13 protein-coding genes are annotated in these 15,022 nt (G+C 72.3%); 2 read left to right on the top strand and 11 right to left on the bottom strand.

Annotated elements, in window-relative coordinates; genetic code table 11:
• Positions 1-4: 4 nt before the first annotated feature.
• From gatC to OG242_RS23470, 6 genes are all read right to left on the bottom strand, one after another.
• Complete coding sequence (gene gatC / locus OG242_RS23495; RefSeq protein WP_018102521.1) at positions 5-301, bottom strand: Asp-tRNA(Asn)/Glu-tRNA(Gln) amidotransferase subunit GatC; 297 nt, start codon at positions 299-301, stop codon at positions 5-7.
• 285 nt (positions 302-586) lie between these two features.
• Positions 587-2,794 (bottom strand): putative bifunctional diguanylate cyclase/phosphodiesterase, encoded by a 2,208-nt coding sequence (locus OG242_RS23490; protein WP_405901706.1) that lies wholly within the window; start codon positions 2,792-2,794, stop codon positions 587-589.
• Positions 2,795-3,108: 314 nt separating this feature from the next.
• Positions 3,109-5,337 carry an NAD-dependent DNA ligase LigA gene (ligA, locus tag OG242_RS23485; protein WP_405900038.1) on the bottom strand — a complete coding sequence of 743 codons (2,229 nt, stop codon included), beginning with the start codon at positions 5,335-5,337 and terminating at the stop codon, positions 3,109-3,111.
• Between the two features lie 30 nt (positions 5,338-5,367).
• Positions 5,368-6,393, bottom strand: a complete 1,026-nt coding sequence (locus tag OG242_RS23480) for a methionine synthase (protein WP_405900037.1) — start codon at positions 6,391-6,393, stop codon at positions 5,368-5,370.
• A 186-nt stretch (positions 6,394-6,579) separates the two neighbouring features.
• Positions 6,580-7,269: an SDR family oxidoreductase gene (locus OG242_RS23475; RefSeq protein ID WP_405900036.1), complete on the bottom strand. Its 690-nt coding sequence runs from the start codon at positions 7,267-7,269 to the stop codon at positions 6,580-6,582.
• A 42-nt stretch (positions 7,270-7,311) separates the two neighbouring features.
• On the bottom strand, positions 7,312-7,851 hold the full coding sequence (locus OG242_RS23470) for a TIGR00730 family Rossman fold protein (RefSeq protein ID WP_405900035.1): 540 nt from the start codon (positions 7,849-7,851) through the stop codon (positions 7,312-7,314).
• A gap of 77 nt (positions 7,852-7,928) precedes the next feature.
• Here OG242_RS23470 and OG242_RS23465 point away from each other — a divergent pair, with 77 nt between their 5' ends.
• Both OG242_RS23465 and OG242_RS23460 read left to right on the top strand, forming a co-directional pair.
• Entirely contained in the window at positions 7,929-8,264 is a 336-nt protein-coding gene (locus tag OG242_RS23465; RefSeq protein WP_405900034.1) for a DUF427 domain-containing protein, read from the top strand.
• Positions 8,265-8,331: 67 nt separating this feature from the next.
• Positions 8,332-9,132, top strand: a complete 801-nt coding sequence (locus tag OG242_RS23460) for an alpha/beta fold hydrolase (RefSeq protein ID WP_405900033.1) — start codon at positions 8,332-8,334, stop codon at positions 9,130-9,132.
• A 92-nt stretch (positions 9,133-9,224) separates the two neighbouring features.
• Here OG242_RS23460 and OG242_RS23455 read toward each other — a convergent pair whose 3' ends face one another.
• Genes OG242_RS23455 through OG242_RS23435 form a run of 5 tightly spaced genes read right to left on the bottom strand, consistent with a single transcriptional unit; the run spans position 9,225 to position 14,846 of the window.
• Entirely contained in the window at positions 9,225-10,076 is an 852-nt protein-coding gene (locus OG242_RS23455) for an SDR family NAD(P)-dependent oxidoreductase (RefSeq protein ID WP_405900032.1), read from the bottom strand.
• Complete coding sequence (locus tag OG242_RS23450) at positions 10,069-11,031, bottom strand: T3SS effector HopA1 family protein (protein ID WP_405900031.1); 963 nt, start codon at positions 11,029-11,031, stop codon at positions 10,069-10,071. The genes OG242_RS23455 and OG242_RS23450 overlap by 8 nt, the downstream gene beginning before the upstream one ends.
• Positions 11,032-11,035: 4 nt before the next feature.
• Positions 11,036-12,139 carry a class V lanthionine synthetase subunit LxmK gene (gene lxmK, locus OG242_RS23445; protein ID WP_405900030.1) on the bottom strand — a complete coding sequence of 368 codons (1,104 nt, stop codon included), beginning with the start codon at positions 12,137-12,139 and terminating at the stop codon, positions 11,036-11,038.
• Positions 12,136-13,536 (bottom strand): M16 family metallopeptidase, encoded by a 1,401-nt coding sequence (locus OG242_RS23440; RefSeq protein WP_405900029.1) that lies wholly within the window; start codon positions 13,534-13,536, stop codon positions 12,136-12,138. Before OG242_RS23440 ends, lxmK begins: the two co-directional genes overlap by 4 nt.
• Positions 13,533-14,846, bottom strand: coding sequence for a M16 family metallopeptidase (locus tag OG242_RS23435; protein WP_405900028.1), 1,314 nt, complete (start codon positions 14,844-14,846; stop codon positions 13,533-13,535). Before OG242_RS23435 ends, OG242_RS23440 begins: the two co-directional genes overlap by 4 nt.
• Positions 14,847-15,022: the final 176 nt, after the last annotated feature.

The following is a 15,022-nucleotide window of genomic DNA, read 5'->3' as shown; positions in this document are numbered from 1 at the left end:
GCTTTCAGTCCTCCCCCAGGATCTGCGGCACCTTGAATCGCTGCTGCTCCTGGGCCGGAGCGCCGGAGAGCGCCTGCTCGGGGGTGAGAGACGGACGGACGACGTCCGCCCGCATGACGTTCGTCAGCGGCAGCGGGTGGGAGGTCGGCGGTACGTCTTGGTCGGCGACCTCGGAGACGCGGGCGACCGCGCCGATGATGTCGTCGAGCTGACCGGCGAAGTGATCGAGCTCTTCGCCCTTCAGCTCCAGACGCGCCAGCCGGGCGAGGTGGGCGACCTCCTCGCGCGTGATGCCAGGCATGCAGCGATCCTCAGGGGTTGGTGTGTGGTTTGCCGGGGGCCGGCGGCACATTTCCACCGTCCGTCCGAAGGACGGGCCGCGCGGCGTCCGGCGCGTGCGCTCGAAAGGCGCCGGAGCGCCCTCGTGGCGGAGCCACTCGGGCGTTTCGGCAACGCGGCGAGCGTGCGTGCCAGGCGTCGCGCGGCAGGTGGAAATGTGCCGCCGGCCCCCAATCCTATGGGGTCGGCCACACGCCGGAGGACACGGTCGTACGGGACGCCGCCACGCCGTCTTCACGGGATGCCGCTACGTCGTCGCCGGGCGCGGGCCCGCCGTGCGGCCGGAGGGGCGCTGTTCCAGCTCCGGCACCGGGGCCGCGGTCGTCGTGCCGGAGGCCGCGGCGGCCGCTGCCGCTGCGGCGGCCGCCAGCTCGGCCGGGCGGCGCCAGCCGTGCTCGCCCCGGGCCCGCAGCCAGGCGGTCGTCTCCTGGGGCGGCATCGCGGCGGCCACCAGCCAGCCCTGGACCGCGTCGCACCGCAGGTCGCGCAGCCGTTCCCAGGTCTCGTCGTCCTCGACGCCCTCGGCCACGACCAGCAGCCCGAGCGAGTGGGCCAGGTCGATGGTGCAGCGGACGATCTCCGCGTCCTCGTGGTCGATGGCGAGCCGGGCCACGAAGGACCGGTCGATCTTCAGCTCGCTGACCGGCAGCCGGCGCAGGTGAACCAGCGAGGAGTACCCGGTGCCGAAGTCGTCGAGGGACATCTTGACGCCGTGCCCGGTCAGCCCGGCGAGCGTGTCCGCCGCCCGCTGCGGGTCCTCGAGCAGCACGTGCTCCGTTATCTCCAGCTGGAGCGCGCCCGCCGGGACGCCGTGCCGGGCGAGCCGGGCCGCGACGCCACCGGCGAACCCGGGGGTGTGGACGTCGCGCGGCGACACGTTGACCGCGACGGGGACGAAGAGGCCCTGGGCCCGCCACCGGGCGACCTGGGCGAGCGCCGTCTCCAGGACGTACTCCGTGAGGTGCGGCATCAGCCCGGAGGACTCCGCGATGGCGATGAACTCGTCCGGGGGGACCCTCCCCCGCTCCGGGTGCACCCAGCGCACCAGCGCCTCGAGCCCGGCCACCTGGCCGTCGAAGCGGACCTTGGGCTGGTAGTGCAGCTCCACCTCGCCCGCGTCCAGCGCGCGGCGCAGGTCGCCGAGGAGGCCGAGCCGGTCCGGGGTGTTGCTGTCGCGCTTGGACTCGTACACCTCGACGCCGGTGCGGTCGCGCTTGGCCTGGTACATCGCCACGTCGGCCCGGCGCAGCAGCCCCTCCGCGTCCAGTGCGTGGTCCGGGAAGACGGCGACGCCGGCGCTGGCCTCCAGGACCAGGGTCAGCCCGTCGAGGTCGAGCGGGGAGGAGAGCTCGGCGACCAGGTGGCGGGCGACGCGCTGGGCGCTGGTGGTGGAGTCGGCCGTGGGCAGCAGCACCGCGAACTCGTCGCCGCCGAGCCGGGCCGCCTCCGCGCCGCGCGGCAGGGCGAGCCGCAGCCGCTCGGCGATCTGGAGCAGCAGGCGGTCGCCGGCCAGGTGGCCGAGGGTGTCGTTGACGGCCCGGAAGCGGTCGAGGTCGATGAGGACCAGGGCGACCCGGCTGCCGAGGCTCTCGGCCTCCTCCAGCGCGGTCCAGGTCCGCTCCAGCAGCCACTGGCGGTTGGGCAGCCCGGTCAGCGGGTCCTTGAGCTGTTCCTCGGCGCGGGCGCGGGCGATCCAGAGCGTGGAGTCGAGCGCGATCAGCGGCACCGCGAACAGCGGCAGCAGGATCGGTCTGGCCATCGCGACGACGCAGATCAGCGGGGCGATGCCGAGCAGGGCGACCGCGACGAGGCCCTGGCGCAGCATCGCGGTGCGGGCGACGGTGGGCAGGCCGCCGCCCGACTGGGCCCGTGAATACCACAGCAGGACCCGGGTGACGAGCAGATAGGTGGCGGCGGCGAGGAGGACTTCCGGGACCGCGTCGATCCCCCAGTCGAGTGGCCGCCACGGCGTCTCGACGGACTGCACCTCGCCGAACGCGGCGAGCACCAGCGCCGCCGCGCCGACCCCGAGGATGTCGACCGCCCCGTGCAGCAGCCCCTGCCACCAGCGGTGCCGGCGGGCAACGCCGACGAGGACGACCACGACGAGGCTGACCAGTCCTGCGGGCACCCAGCCGTAGAGCAGCAGCACGGCGAGGGTGAGGGCGGCGCCGGAGCCGGTGCCGCCCCACCAGCGGTCGCGGCCGAGCGCGACGAGGTGGCCGACGACGATGCCGGTGAGGACGGCGAGGGACCAGCCGGCCCTGCCGTCGGGGAAGAGGGCGTGCCCCTGGCTCAGGGCGCGGTAGAAGCCGGTCGCGAGCTGGACCGTGGCGAGGGCCACGACGACGGCGCCCACTTTGGGCGTGGGTCCCACGAAACCTTGCAGCCGCGCCACCGGTGCGGCGCTCTCGGTCGGTTTCATTCCGTCCCTCTCACAGCCGGCGATGCCGATGTCACCCGATGAATGCGTTCCGTGCCAGGACGCACCCCGGTCCCCGCCCGGTGGCCGGTCCGAGGGCGCATCTGTCCACAGTAGGCCGCGGAGGGCTGCTACGGGCAGCGGTCTACCGGTCTTGCCCGAATGCGAACCGACTATCCGTCAGCATCTGGTAGGGGGTGTCCCGCCGGTCAGGGTCGGATCAGGCCGCGGCGTCTGGCACGGCACCTCGCCGCGTTGCCGTGCCAGGCGTCGCGGACCCGGCCATGATCGGCGGGACACCCCCTGGGCGCCGATCGGGTGACGTTGGACGGAGTGTCGGGAACCGTTCACTCTCCGGCGGCGTCCGCCTCCTCGGTCGCCGGTCCGCCGGCCGGGACCGCCGCCTCGCGGGCGGCTTCCGCACCCTCGTCGAGCAGCACGGCGAAGCCGCTCTCGTCGAGCACGGGGACCTTCAGCTGCACCGCCTTGTCGTACTTGGTACCGGGGTTGTCGCCGACGACGACGAAGGAGGTCTTCTTGGAAACGGAACCGGTGACCTTCGCGCCCCGGCTCTGCAGGGCCTCTTTCGCGCCATCCCTGGTGTGCCCGGTCAGCGTGCCCGTGACGACGACGGTGAGTCCTTCGAGGGGCCGGGGGCCCTCGTCCTCGCCGGCTCCCTCGTCCTCCATCCGGACGCCGGCCTCGCGCCACTTGCGCAGGATCTCGCGGTGCCAGTCCTCGGCGAACCACTGCTTGACGGAGGCCGCGATGATGGGCCCGACCCCGTCGGCGTCGGCCAGCTCCTGCTCGGTGGCCTCCTCGATGCGGTCGATGGACCGGAACTGGCGGGCCAGCTCGCGGGCCGCGACCGGGCCGACGTGGCGGATGGAGAGCCCGGTGAGGATGCGGGCCAGGGGGGCCTGCTTGGCGGCCTCGATGGCTTCGAGCATCGCGACGGCGTTCTTCCTGGGCTCGCCCTGCTGGTTGGCGAAGACCTGGGCCTTCTTCTCCTCGCCGGTCTTCGGGTCGCGCTTGGGCAGCCCGCTGTCGGGGTCGAGGACGTACGCCCGGATCGGCAGCAGTTCGTCCACGGTCAGCCCGAAGAGGTCGCCCTCGTCGCGCAGCGGCGGCCGGGCGGGCTCCAGTGGTGCGGTCAGCGCGGCGGCGACCACGTAACCGAAGTGGTCGATGTCGAGGCACTTGCGGCCGGCCAGGTAGGAGACGCGCTCGCGCAGCTGGGCGGGGCAGGAGCGGGCGTTGGGGCAGCGGACGTCGACGTCCGCCTCCTTCATGGGCTTCAGCTCCGTGCCGCACTCGGGGCAGTGGGTCGGCATGACGAACGCCCGCTCCGTGCCGTCGCGGAGGTCGACGACGGGGCCGAGGATCTCCGGGATGACGTCACCGGCCTTGCGGAGCACCACCGTGTCCCCGATGAGGACGCCCTTGGCCTTGACCACGTTCTGGTTGTGGAGGGTGGCGAACTCGACCTCGGAGCCCGCCACCACGACCGGTTCGACCTGGGCGTACGGGGTGACGCGGCCGGTGCGGCCGACGCCGACGCGGATGTTGGCCAGCTTGGTGTTGACCTCCTCCGGGGCGTACTTCCAGGCGATGGCCCAGCGCGGGGCGCGGGAGGTGGAACCCAGCCGGCCCTGGAGCGGGATCTCGTCGAGCTTGACGACGACGCCGTCGATCTCGTGCTCCACGGAGTGCCGGTGCTCGCCGAAGTACGCGATGAACTCCCGTACACCGGCGAGGGAGTCGACGACCTTGTTGTACTTGGCGGTGGGCAGGCCCCACTCGCGCAGCAGCTCGTAGGCGTGCGACAGGCGGTCGATGTCGAAGCCCTCGCGGGCGCCGATGCCGTGCACCACCATGTGCAGCGGCCGGGAGGCGGTGACCTTGGGGTCCTTCTGGCGGAGTGAACCGGCCGCCGCGTTACGGGGGTTGGCGAAGGGCTTGTCGTCGGCCTCGACCAGCCGGGCGTTCAGCTCCTCGAAGCCCTCCATCGGGAAGAAGACCTCGCCGCGGACCTCGACGAGCGGCGGGATGCGGTCGCCCTTCAGCCGGTGCGGGATGTCGGAGATGGTGCGGACGTTGGGCGTGATGTCCTCGCCGGTGCGGCCGTCGCCGCGGGTCGCGGCCCGGGTCAGCACGCCGTTCTCGTACGTGAGGTTGACGGCGAGGCCGTCGATCTTCAGCTCGCACAGGAAGTGGTAGCCGGGCGAGCCCACGTCCCGGGCGATGCGCTCGCCCCAGGCGGCCAGCTCCTCGTCGTCGAAGGCGTTGTCCAGGGACAGCATCGGCTCGCGGTGCTCGACCGACGTGAACTCCGTGCGGTACGGCCCGGCGACCTTCTGGGTCGGCGAGTCCGGGGTGCGCAGCGGGGGGTGGGCGTCCTCCAGGGCCTCCAGCTCGCGCATCAGCCGGTCGAAGTCGGCGTCGCTGACGACCGGCTGGTCGTTCACGTAATACCGGAAGCGGTGCTCCTCGATCTGCTCCGCGAGGAGCTTGTGCCTCTCCTGCGCGTCCGCCGGCACTGCGGTCTGCCCTGCGGTCTGCTCTTCGCCGGCCATCGTCCCGTCCTCCCGTTACCCAGCGCCCCGTTACTCAGGGTTGTCTGCAAGCGATCTTGCGGCCCGGGCGCAGTGGGCCAGCGCGGCCCGTGCGTACGCGGGCGACGCACCCGCGAGACCGCACGAGGGGGTGACCGTCACGGACTCGGTCAGAGTCCCCGGATTCAGCCCCAGCCTGCGCCACAGCGTCCTGACACCCATGACGCTACCGCCCGGGTCGGACAATCGGCCCGAGGCCGGGTCGGTGCCCGGCACCACCCCGAAGAACATCCGGGTGCCGCCCTCGACGGCTTCCCCGACAGCCTCCTCCTCACGCTCGGTGAGGAGGGACAGATCGAAGGAGATTCCGCCGGCCCCGGCCCTGCGGAGCAGCGCGAACGGCACCTCGGGAGCGCAGGTGTGCACGAGCGTGGCGGTCTCGCCGGCCGCGCCGAGCACCTCGCGCAGGGTGGCCTCCACGACCTGGCGGTCCACGGCCCGGTAGGTGCGGTAGCCGCTCGCGGTCCCGACCCGGCCGCGCAGCACGGCGGTGAGGGAGGGTTCGTCGAGCTGGAGGACCGGGCGGGCGCCGGGGATCCGGCGGCGGACCTCGGCGAGGTGGCCGCGCAGCCCCTCGGCGAGCGAGTCCGCGAGGTCGCGGCAGGCCCCCGGGTCGCCGAGGAAGGCCTCGCCGCCCCGGCGTTCCAGGGCGGCGGCCAGGGTCCAGGGGCCGACGGCCTGGACCTTGAGCGGGCCCTCGTAGCCCTGGGTGAACTCCTCCAGTGCGTCCAGGTCCTCGCCGAGCCAGGACCGGGCCCGGCGGGTGTCGCGGCCGGGCCGGTCGCTGATCCGCCAGCCGCTCGGCTCGACGTGCCCGTACAGCTCGGAGAGCAGACCGACCGTCCGCCCGGTCATGTCGGCGCCGGGCCCGCGGGCCGGCAGTTCCGCCAGGTACGGCATGCCCTCGCCGTCCCCGAAGGAGCCGGCGACGGTCTTCGCCGCCTCCCGGGCGTCTCCCCCGGGCATCGAACCGATCCCGGTGGCCGGGCAGTGCCTGAACTCGCTGTTCTCGCTCACGCGAGAAGGGTAACGACCTCGCCCGCGATTGCCGGCGGGAGAAGGAGCGGCGCCTGGGACCTTCGAACCCAAGGCGGAGGAGGGAGCGATGGCGGAGCCATCGCGACCGACGACAACGCCGGAGGCGGAGGTCCCAGGCGCCGTGACGCCGCCGACAATCGCGGGCGAGGTCGTAAGGCCCGGGGGTCAGCGGCCGGGACGGACGGTGAGGTCGTTGACCTCGGCGTCGGGGGGCAGGTCGAGCGCCATCAGGATCGTGGTGGCGACGGACTCGGGGTCGATCCAGCGGGCGGGGTCGTACTCCTTGCCCTCCTGCCGGTGGACCTTCTCCTGCATGGGGCTGGCGGTGCGGCCCGGGTAGACGGAGGTGACGCGGACGCCGTTGCCGTGCTCCTCGTGGCGCAGCGAGTCGGCGAGCGCCTTCAGACCGTGCTTGCTGGCGGCGTACGCGCTCCACTCGGGGCTCGCGGAGAGCCCGGCGCCGGAGTTGACGAACAGGACGTGGCCCTGGGCGACGCGCAGTTGGGGCAGCGTGAGGCGGGTCAGCTCGGCGGGGGCGACGAGGTTGGCGTTGAGCTGTACGTGCCACGCCTTGGGGGTCAGCTCGCCGACCGGGCCGAGCTCGACGACGCCCGCGATGTGCAGCAGCGAGTCGAGCCGTTCCGGCACGGTCTGCTGGGCGAGGGCCCAGGAGAGCCGGTCCGGGTTGGAGAGGTCGCCGACGAGGGTGCGGGCGCCGGGGTGGAGCGCGGCCAGTTCCTTGGCGCGGCCCGCGTCGCGGGCCAGCAGGACGAGGTCGTCGCCGCGCTCGGCCAGACGGCGGGCGACCGCTGCGCCGATGCCGGAGCCGGCACCGGTGATGAGGTGAGTGGACATGGCCCCATCGTCGCACCCGCCCCCCGGGCCCCGTACGTCACGTCACTGCAGGCCGGACCACTCCTCCAGGTACGCCAGGGCGCCGACGCCGTCCTCGGCGAAGAAGACCAGCTCGGTCAGCGGCAGCGGCAGGAAGCCCTCGTCCTCCATGCGCTGGAACTGCTCGCGCAGGCCGTCGTAGAAGCCGGCGGTGTTGAGCAGGACGACCGGCTTGGTGTGCTTGCCGTGCTTCTTCAGCTCCAGGATCTCGGTGGCCTCGTCGAGCGTCCCGGTGCCGCCGACCATGATCACGATCGCGTCGGACTTCGCGAGGAGCAGCGCCTTGCGCTCGGCGAGGTCGCGGGCGATGACCATCTCGTCGGCGTCGGTCCGCGCCTTGGCCGCCAGGAAGTCCACCGACACGCCGACGAGCTTCCCGCCCGCCTCCTGGACGCCGTCCGCGACGACCTTCATCAGGCCGCTCTCGGAACCGCCCCAGACCAGGGTGTGCCCGCCGCGCCCGAGCAGCTCGGCGAATTCGCGGGCGGGCACCGTGTAGCGGTCGTCGAGGTCGGCGGCGGAGAGGAAGACGCAGATGTTCATGGCTGCCACGGTAGGGCCCGCCGCTCGCGGGTCCGCGGCGGGGGAAGAAACCCGCGCCCGGAGCGGCTGAGAGAGATATGACTGCCACCCGAGGACACCGCATCACCGTCGAGCCCGGCACGGAGCATGTACGCGTGGTACGCGACGGGCTGCTGCTCGCCGAGAGCCGGCGCCCGCTCGTCCTGCGCGAGACCGGCTGCCCGGTCCGCTACTACCTGCCGCCCGAGGACGTCCGTACCGAGCTGCTGACGCCGTCGGCCACCCGCACCCACTGTCCGTTCAAGGGGGACGCGTCCTACTGGTCGCTGCCCGGGGCAGCGGATCTGGTCTGGGTGTACGAGGAGCCGAAGGCCGGGGTCGAGGCGATCAAGGACCACTTCTGCTTCTACGACACGGAGTTGATCGCGCGCTGACCGCCCGTCAGGAAATCTCTTTCGCGGACGCCGATGAGTTCGTGACGGCCCGGCGGTCCACCCTCGCATGGACACGATTCTCTCCAGCGACGGCACCTCGATCGCGTACCGGCGCCGGGGCGAGGGGCCGCCGGTCATCCTGGTCGGCGGGGCCCTGAGCACGGCGGAGACCGAGGAGCCGCTCGCCCGTCTGCTCGCGTCCCGCTTCGACGTCGTCACGTACGACCGGCGCGGCCGGGGCGCCAGCGGGGACGCGGCACGCTACGCGGTGCGGCGCGAGACCGACGACCTGGCGGCGCTGGCCGCCGTGACGGGCGGCCGGCCCGCGGTCTTCGGCGTCGGGGCGGGCGGCGCGCTGGCCCTGGAGGCGCAGGCGGCCGGGCTGCCCGCGGACCGGCTCGCGGTGTACGAGCCGACGTACACCCCGGGGCCCGCCGGGCTGCTGTTCAAGGCCGACTGCACGGCCCGGCTGCACCGGCTGCTGTCCGCCGGGGACCGGGGCGGCGCGGTCGAGCTGTTCCTGACCGTGACGGGGGTCCCGGCCGGAACGGTCGCCAGGATGCGGCGGGCGCCGCTGTGGCGGACCCTGGAGTCCGTGGCGCACACGCTGGCGTACGACGACGCGCTGCTGGGCGACGGCTCGGTGCCGTCCGGGCGGCTCGCCTCGGTCACGGCCCGGACCCTGGTGGTCTGCGGCGGCTGCAGCTCGGCCACCGCCCGGTCGGCGACCCGGCTCCTCGCCCAGGCGCTGCCCCGGGGCCGCCACCGCACCCTGACGGGCCAGACCCGCGAGGTGGCCCCGCAGGCGATCGCCCCGGTGCTGGCGGAGTTCTTCGGCCGCGACGTGTACGCCCGCCAGGCGTCCTGAGACCGGCGCCGGTCGGACCGGGGGGCGGGAACGCCCCGCGCGGACACGCCCGTACCGGGGTCGGGCGTTGCCGCGCGGGGTCCGCCGGGCTGCTACCGGCCGGACAGGAGCCGCTCCGTCATCCCATGCAGTCTGCGGCGCTTCACGGCATCCTGTACATCCTCGTGCGGCTCGGCCCGCTCCAGGCCGTTGAAGTAGCCGCCGGTGCCCGACTCCGTGAAGGGCAGGCGCAGCAGGGCAAGGACGGCGTCGCCGCCCTGCGTAACCGTCGACTGCGGCGCGAGTCCGGTGTCCCGTACCAGTGCGGTGTCCATGAGGTCGGCGGGGTGCACACAGTTGACCGCGATCCCGGACGGCTTGAGCTCATCCGCCAGGTCCCTGCTGAACGAGGCGAGAGCGAGCTTCGCACGGCCGTACGCGACCCACCCGTCGTAGTACGCCGTCATCTCCGGATCGTCGTGGTCGAGCTCGATCTGGGCGGCGGATCCGACGTTGATCACCCGCGCCCCCGCGGAACATCTCAGCGCGGGAAGCAGGAGCCCGGTGAGCACATAGGGCGCAAGGTATCCGACGGCGAAACGCAGTTCGTGTCCTTCCTTGCTCGCTTCCCGTCCGGCACCCTCGGCGCCCGGGCCGACGCCCGCGTTGTTGATGAGCACATCGATCCGACGGTGCTCGTCCACCACGCGCCGGCCCAGGTCGCGGACTTCGTCGAGGGAAGCGAGATCCGCACAGTATGTGTGGACCGTCGCCCCCTTCTCCTTCAGGCGCAGACTCAGGTCGTGCAGAGCGGCCGGATCGCGTCCGTGCAGCAGAAGGACGGTGTCCGGGGTGGCCAGCCGACCCGCCAGATGGCGGCCCAGCCCGGCCGTCGCACCCGTGATCAGCACCACGCGCCCGTCGCCCTGCACCGGGCTGCTCGGCATCAGTCGCTCCTCAGTCATCGTGACCGCTCCTGGACGGCAGGTTGAGCCAGGGCGCGTCGGGCCGCACTCCGGCTCTGTTCAGGGCGTGGCAGACGGCCTCCTCGACGCTGCCTCCGCGCCCGGCGCCGGCATGTTCCAGCAGACCGTCCGCCAAGGCATGGGCCCTGTGCTGCCCGAAGCTCATCTGCGCCATGCCCTTTCGGGTGTCGGACGGCTCACAGGCGGTGGCCAGCCCCGGTGCGAGCTCCTGAGCGAACACCGAAGTCCGGCGGCCGAGTCCGGGCCGTCCGGCGGTCGCTTCGACGAGGTCCGCCCCTGCAGCGTCCACCGTGCGGAGGTAGACGACGATCGCGTCACGCCGCGGGTAGAAGAGCCGCGACGAGCTGACCTTGGCGCGATACCGAAGCCCGCGGCCCTCAAGGTGCTCCAGCAGGCCGCTCCACAGAGCGGGGGCCGCGTGCGCGTTCGCGACATGGAGATAGAACCGTGTGATCGCCTCGTGGTCGTCCGGCCGCCCCGCTGAGCCGTCCACCAGGTAGAACCCGGCCGACAGCGCCGGCCTCGCCGCCGGGTAGCGCACCACCCTCGTTCCGTCCGACGACACCCCCTCGTCCACCGACGCCAACGGAATCAGAGTCCGCACGCCGTCCAGGGGCACCACGCAGTACTCGGGGTCCTCGCTCCGGGCGATCGAGTCGGCCGGGACGCGCAGCCGTGCCTCGCGGTGTGGGACGCCGTCCGCGAGAAGTGCCTCGCAGCCGGGATCCCGCAGGGTCCTGGGACGCGGCCCGTCGTCCCTCTCCAGACCGGCGTGGAACACCTCGTACAGCCTGTTCGCCAAGGCGTGGCGCAGTGCGGCCCGGGTGTCCGCCTCGACCGGCGTTCCCCGGACGTGTGCGGTGCGCCCGTCGGAACCCATGTCGACCAGGTCGACCGCGGCGCGCAGCCTCGGGTGAAGCATCGTGAGCGGCATCGGTTCAGTCCTTGAGGCCGAGAGTGGTGATGAGCGCTTCGGGGGTCAGCAGCACCGTCCGGGCGATGCCCATCGCAGCGCGCTGCACCGGATGGAGCACCGAACTCTGGGATGCCTGCGCCAGCACGCGGTCGATGAGGTGCCAGCCGGCGAACCGTACGCTCTGAAGGTGCAGGCTGTGCGTCCCGGGCCGTCCGGTGGAGACGTAACCTTCGTGGAACTGCCGGACGAGAGGGCGTATGCGAAGGAGCTCCTGAGCACCCCTGGCGACCACTTCGCGGTCCACCGGCTCCGTGCCTGTCGGATCGTTCCGTGCCGGGCCGGGAAGCGTGGCGACCGCGCGGTGGAGCCACTCCCCGATGAACGCGCCGGTGTCACGCGCCGGATCACCGAGGCGCAGTTCCTCGCAGTCGAGGAGGTGGAAGTCGTGCCCGGAGAGCAGCAACTGGTCCAGGCGGAGATCGCCATGCGTGGGACAGGTCTCCGCCGCCGCCTCGGCGCGTCGCAACTCCACGATGGCTTCGACGAGTTCCGCGTCCTGCTGAAGCATGCTCCAGACCCGCAGCTCTGCCGCACTGGATGTCCGGTGGCTCTCCAGGGGCAGTGCCGTGAAGGCGGCGACAGAAGGCTGACTCGGCGCCGAGGTGTCGAGACGGACACGTCCGGAGGGCTTGAGGCCGTGCAGTTCACCGATCATCTCGCCGATCTGCCGCGCGTGGCCTTCCCCGAACTCCTTCGCGTCGGCGAGTTCCGCCCCGGTGCGGGACAGGGGCAGCATCTCGTAAGCCACCAGGGCGTCCTCCTCGCTCCACCCCAGGCATCTCGGGGCACGGAGCGTCCCGGCGGGCGCGTCCTCCAGAAGCTCCTCGAAAGCGATGATGCCGCGCAGTCGTCGCTGCGCGTCCTCGGGCTCCCCGCCCAAGCTCTTGACGAAGACCGCACGGCCCGAAGTGGTCGTTCCGGACCAGTTCTCGTTGCGCCCGGTGTGTGACACCAGGCCGTCCGGAACGAAGTCACCGAGACCGAGACCGCGTAGGAACGCGGCGACTGCGGGGACCTGCGAAAGATCGGTGGCCCGTGTGAGGTAGCGGCGTCGGGCAGTCGTCATCGTGCCTGCTGCCGCTCGTACGGTGACGTCCGCACGGGTTCGTACGCGCCCGCCGGAGCATCCTCCCCGTATTCGTGCGGGGTGACGAGTCCCAGCTCCTCGAAGCGGTGTACGCGGGTATCGGGGAGATCCGCCAGCCGGTCCCCCAGTACGTCCGCGTCACCGACCAGCACGGCGGTGAGACCGGCCGGGTCCAGGTAGCGGCCCGCCGCCGAGACGACGTCCTCCGCGGCGACCGCGTCGACCCGTTCCCCGTAGCCGTCGGCCCACTGGGGATCCGCCCCCTCGGCCAGCAGATTGGCCAGGAACGTCGCGTACGAGGCGGGCGAGACGGCGGCGGTCCCGATCCGGCCCGCCAGCAACTGCTTGCCGTGGCCGATCTCGGCCGCGTTCGGCGGTGACTCCACGAGCGCGCCGAGCTCCCGGCGGGTCTCGGTCAGCGCACCGGCCACTGCCTGCGCGCCGACGGCCACTCTCACCAACGTCGTGGGCAAGCCCGCCACCACCTCCACCGCGGATGCCGCCACGTACGCGTACCCCTTCTCCTCGCGGATGTTCCGGCTCAGCCGGGAGGCGACCCCGCCGCCGAAGAGGACGTTGGCCAAGTCGAAGGCGGGGCGGTCCGCGTCGGTCCGGTGCGGCGCAGGACCCGCGAGCAGCAGCTCGGCCTGCGCGGAGCGTGGACGATTCACCAGGACCACGTCACCCGGAGCCGCCCCGGGCAGGGGCGGTTGCGGGGTGAGCGTCGTTTCCTCGGCCCCCTGCCATTCCGCGAACGCTCGCTCGGCCGTGGCCATGATCTCGTCAGGAGCGAAATCCCCCACCAGCACAAGGACCGCTCCGCGCGGCACGAGCCGGTTGCGGTGCAGTTCCCGTACGTCCTCGGGTTCCACGTGGGGCAGCGCCTCCGGAGGAGGAATGTCGCAGGGCGCCAACTGGTGGGGACTCCAGCGGCGCAACAGCGCGGCCAACGCCATCCAGCGGGCCTCGCTGCGCCCTATGGCGACCTGTGCAGCCACGCGCTGCCGGGACTCGACGACCCGTTGACCGAGGTAGCGAGGAGTTGCCAGCGCGGCGGCCGTCTCCCTCAGCACGGGTACGAGCGATGCCGAGGGTATGCAGCCGAAGACCCCCAGTCGGTTGACGTCGCGGCCGGCGGCCAGACCGGCGATTTCCCATTGCGGCGCGCGTTCCGGCGACAACTCGTCGGCGGACGGCAGCAGCACGTCGCCGAGGACCTGGGCGCGGGCCGCGTGCGCGTCACCGGAACCGGCGCAGGGGATGCTCAGCCGGAACTCCACCAGTGGCGCGGTGGCGTCCGGCACGGCCACGACCCGAAGCCCGTTGGAGAGTGTCCCGTCGAGAACGATGCGGGTGCCTGCTCGTGCGTCCGTCATGCCAGTGCCGCCTTCTTCGTGGTGCCGTCGGCACCTATGGCCGACCGGCCGGGGACCAGACGCAGTACGGCGCGTGCCCCGGTGAGGAGTTGACCGGCCGCATCGGCGACAGCCTGCGCGGTCACCTCGGCCGTGAGGGAGGGAAGTTCGTCGACGACTGCCGCGCGGCCGTGCAGGAGTTCACAGGCTCCCAGGGCTCTGGTGCGGGCCATCAGATCGGCGTTGCGCCGGGATACTCGCGCCGACAGCCTGCCCGTAGCGACAGGCAGGCGCAGGCCGGCTGCGGCAGGGTCGGTCAGGCGGCCGATCTCCTCGTCGATCACGGTGAGCAGGGCTTCCTGTTCGGCGTGGTCGTGATGAGTGACGACGACGGCAAGCGTGTCGGGCGCGCGGGCGTCGAGCGAATCGAACAGTCCGCAGCCCGCCGTGACCTGGACCGCCAGGCCGGTGTCCCGTACAAGCCTTTGTTCCAGCGGCGCCGACGGGCCGCCGGTCAGCAGCTCGCACACGGTCATCCACGCCACGTAGGCGTCAAGTTCGACGGCAGGATCCGGCAGTTGGTGACCGAGCGCCAAGGCGGGCCTGGAGGCGTGCGCATCCGCCCAGTCACCGTGTCGCGGGTTCACGGGCGGGGGCTCGCTCAGGACAGCGGGCTCCGGCTTCGGCCCGGCCGGCAGCCTGCCGAACAAGTCCTCGACCAGTGCCGCGACGGTGTCCTCGTCGAAGGCCCCTGCCACGCTCAGCACCGCGTTCGACGGCGCGTAGTACATGGCGTGGAAGTCCCGGGCCTCATCGACCGTAGCCCGGTCCAGATCCATGAACTCGCCGTAGCCGTTGTGGGTGTTGGCGTACGAGCGGTAGAGCAGCGCGGGCAGTGGTATCCACGGGAAGCCGCCGTAGGCCCGGTTCAGGATGTTGAGACCGACCTCCTCCTTGACGACCGCGCGCTGGTTGCGGAGGTTCTCCTCCGTGATGAGAGGAAAGCCCATCCGGTCGGCCTCCATGGCGAGCACGTCCGCCAGGCCCCGCTCCGGTACCAGTTGGTAGTAGTCCGTGTAGTCCTGGTGGGTCGATCCGTTGGCAGTGCCGCCGAGCCCCTGCACGTAGCTCCAGTGCTCCAGCTTCGGATAACGCGCACTGCCCTGGAACATGAGGTGCTCGAAGAGGTGGGCGAAGCCGCTGCGTCCCTCGGGCTCCGACCGGAATCCCACGTCGTAGTGCACGGCGACCGCGACGGCCGATGCGGAGGGCGCGGGCGCCAGGAGTACGCGAAGGCCGTTGGTGAGCGTCAGCCGGCGCAACCGGGTCATGAAGTGTCGGTCCCCTCGGCGTGCACCGCGCGGGGTGCACACAGGTCCGCCGGGGACGCAGCCCTACGGGCGGCGCCCCCGGCCCTATCATGGATCCGAAGTGCTGGAGCCGACTCGATACTTAGCGGGATCAGTCGGCTCCAGCGCCTCGGCTCTCAGCCAGACCCTGACGTCGG

Origin of the sequence: Streptomyces sp. NBC_00727 (assembly GCF_045161745.1) — a bacterium.
Taxonomy (GTDB): Bacteria; Actinomycetota; Actinomycetes; order Streptomycetales; family Streptomycetaceae; genus Streptomyces.
The sequence above is the reverse complement of the archived record's forward strand: the minus strand, read 5'-3'. Positions and strand labels throughout refer to the sequence as shown.

Coding starts and splice junctions, on each gene's coding strand:
- lxmK (WP_405900030.1), bottom strand. CDS start 12,139: ATGACGACTGCCCGACGCCGCTACCTCACACGGGCCACCGATCTTTCG.
- OG242_RS23455 (WP_405900032.1), bottom strand. CDS start 10,076: ATGACTGAGGAGCGACTGATGCCGAGCAGCCCGGTGCAGGGCGACGGG.
- ligA (WP_405900038.1), bottom strand. CDS start 5,337: ATGGCCGGCGAAGAGCAGACCGCAGGGCAGACCGCAGTGCCGGCGGAC.
- OG242_RS23465 (WP_405900034.1), top strand. CDS start 7,929: ATGACTGCCACCCGAGGACACCGCATCACCGTCGAGCCCGGCACGGAG.
- gatC (WP_018102521.1), bottom strand. CDS start 301: ATGCCTGGCATCACGCGCGAGGAGGTCGCCCACCTCGCCCGGCTGGCG.
- OG242_RS23470 (WP_405900035.1), bottom strand. CDS start 7,851: ATGAACATCTGCGTCTTCCTCTCCGCCGCCGACCTCGACGACCGCTAC.
- OG242_RS23435 (WP_405900028.1), bottom strand. CDS start 14,846: ATGACCCGGTTGCGCCGGCTGACGCTCACCAACGGCCTTCGCGTACTC.
- OG242_RS23460 (WP_405900033.1), top strand. CDS start 8,332: ATGGACACGATTCTCTCCAGCGACGGCACCTCGATCGCGTACCGGCGC.
- OG242_RS23475 (WP_405900036.1), bottom strand. CDS start 7,269: ATGTCCACTCACCTCATCACCGGTGCCGGCTCCGGCATCGGCGCAGCG.
- OG242_RS23440 (WP_405900029.1), bottom strand. CDS start 13,536: ATGACGGACGCACGAGCAGGCACCCGCATCGTTCTCGACGGGACACTC.
- OG242_RS23450 (WP_405900031.1), bottom strand. CDS start 11,031: ATGCCGCTCACGATGCTTCACCCGAGGCTGCGCGCCGCGGTCGACCTG.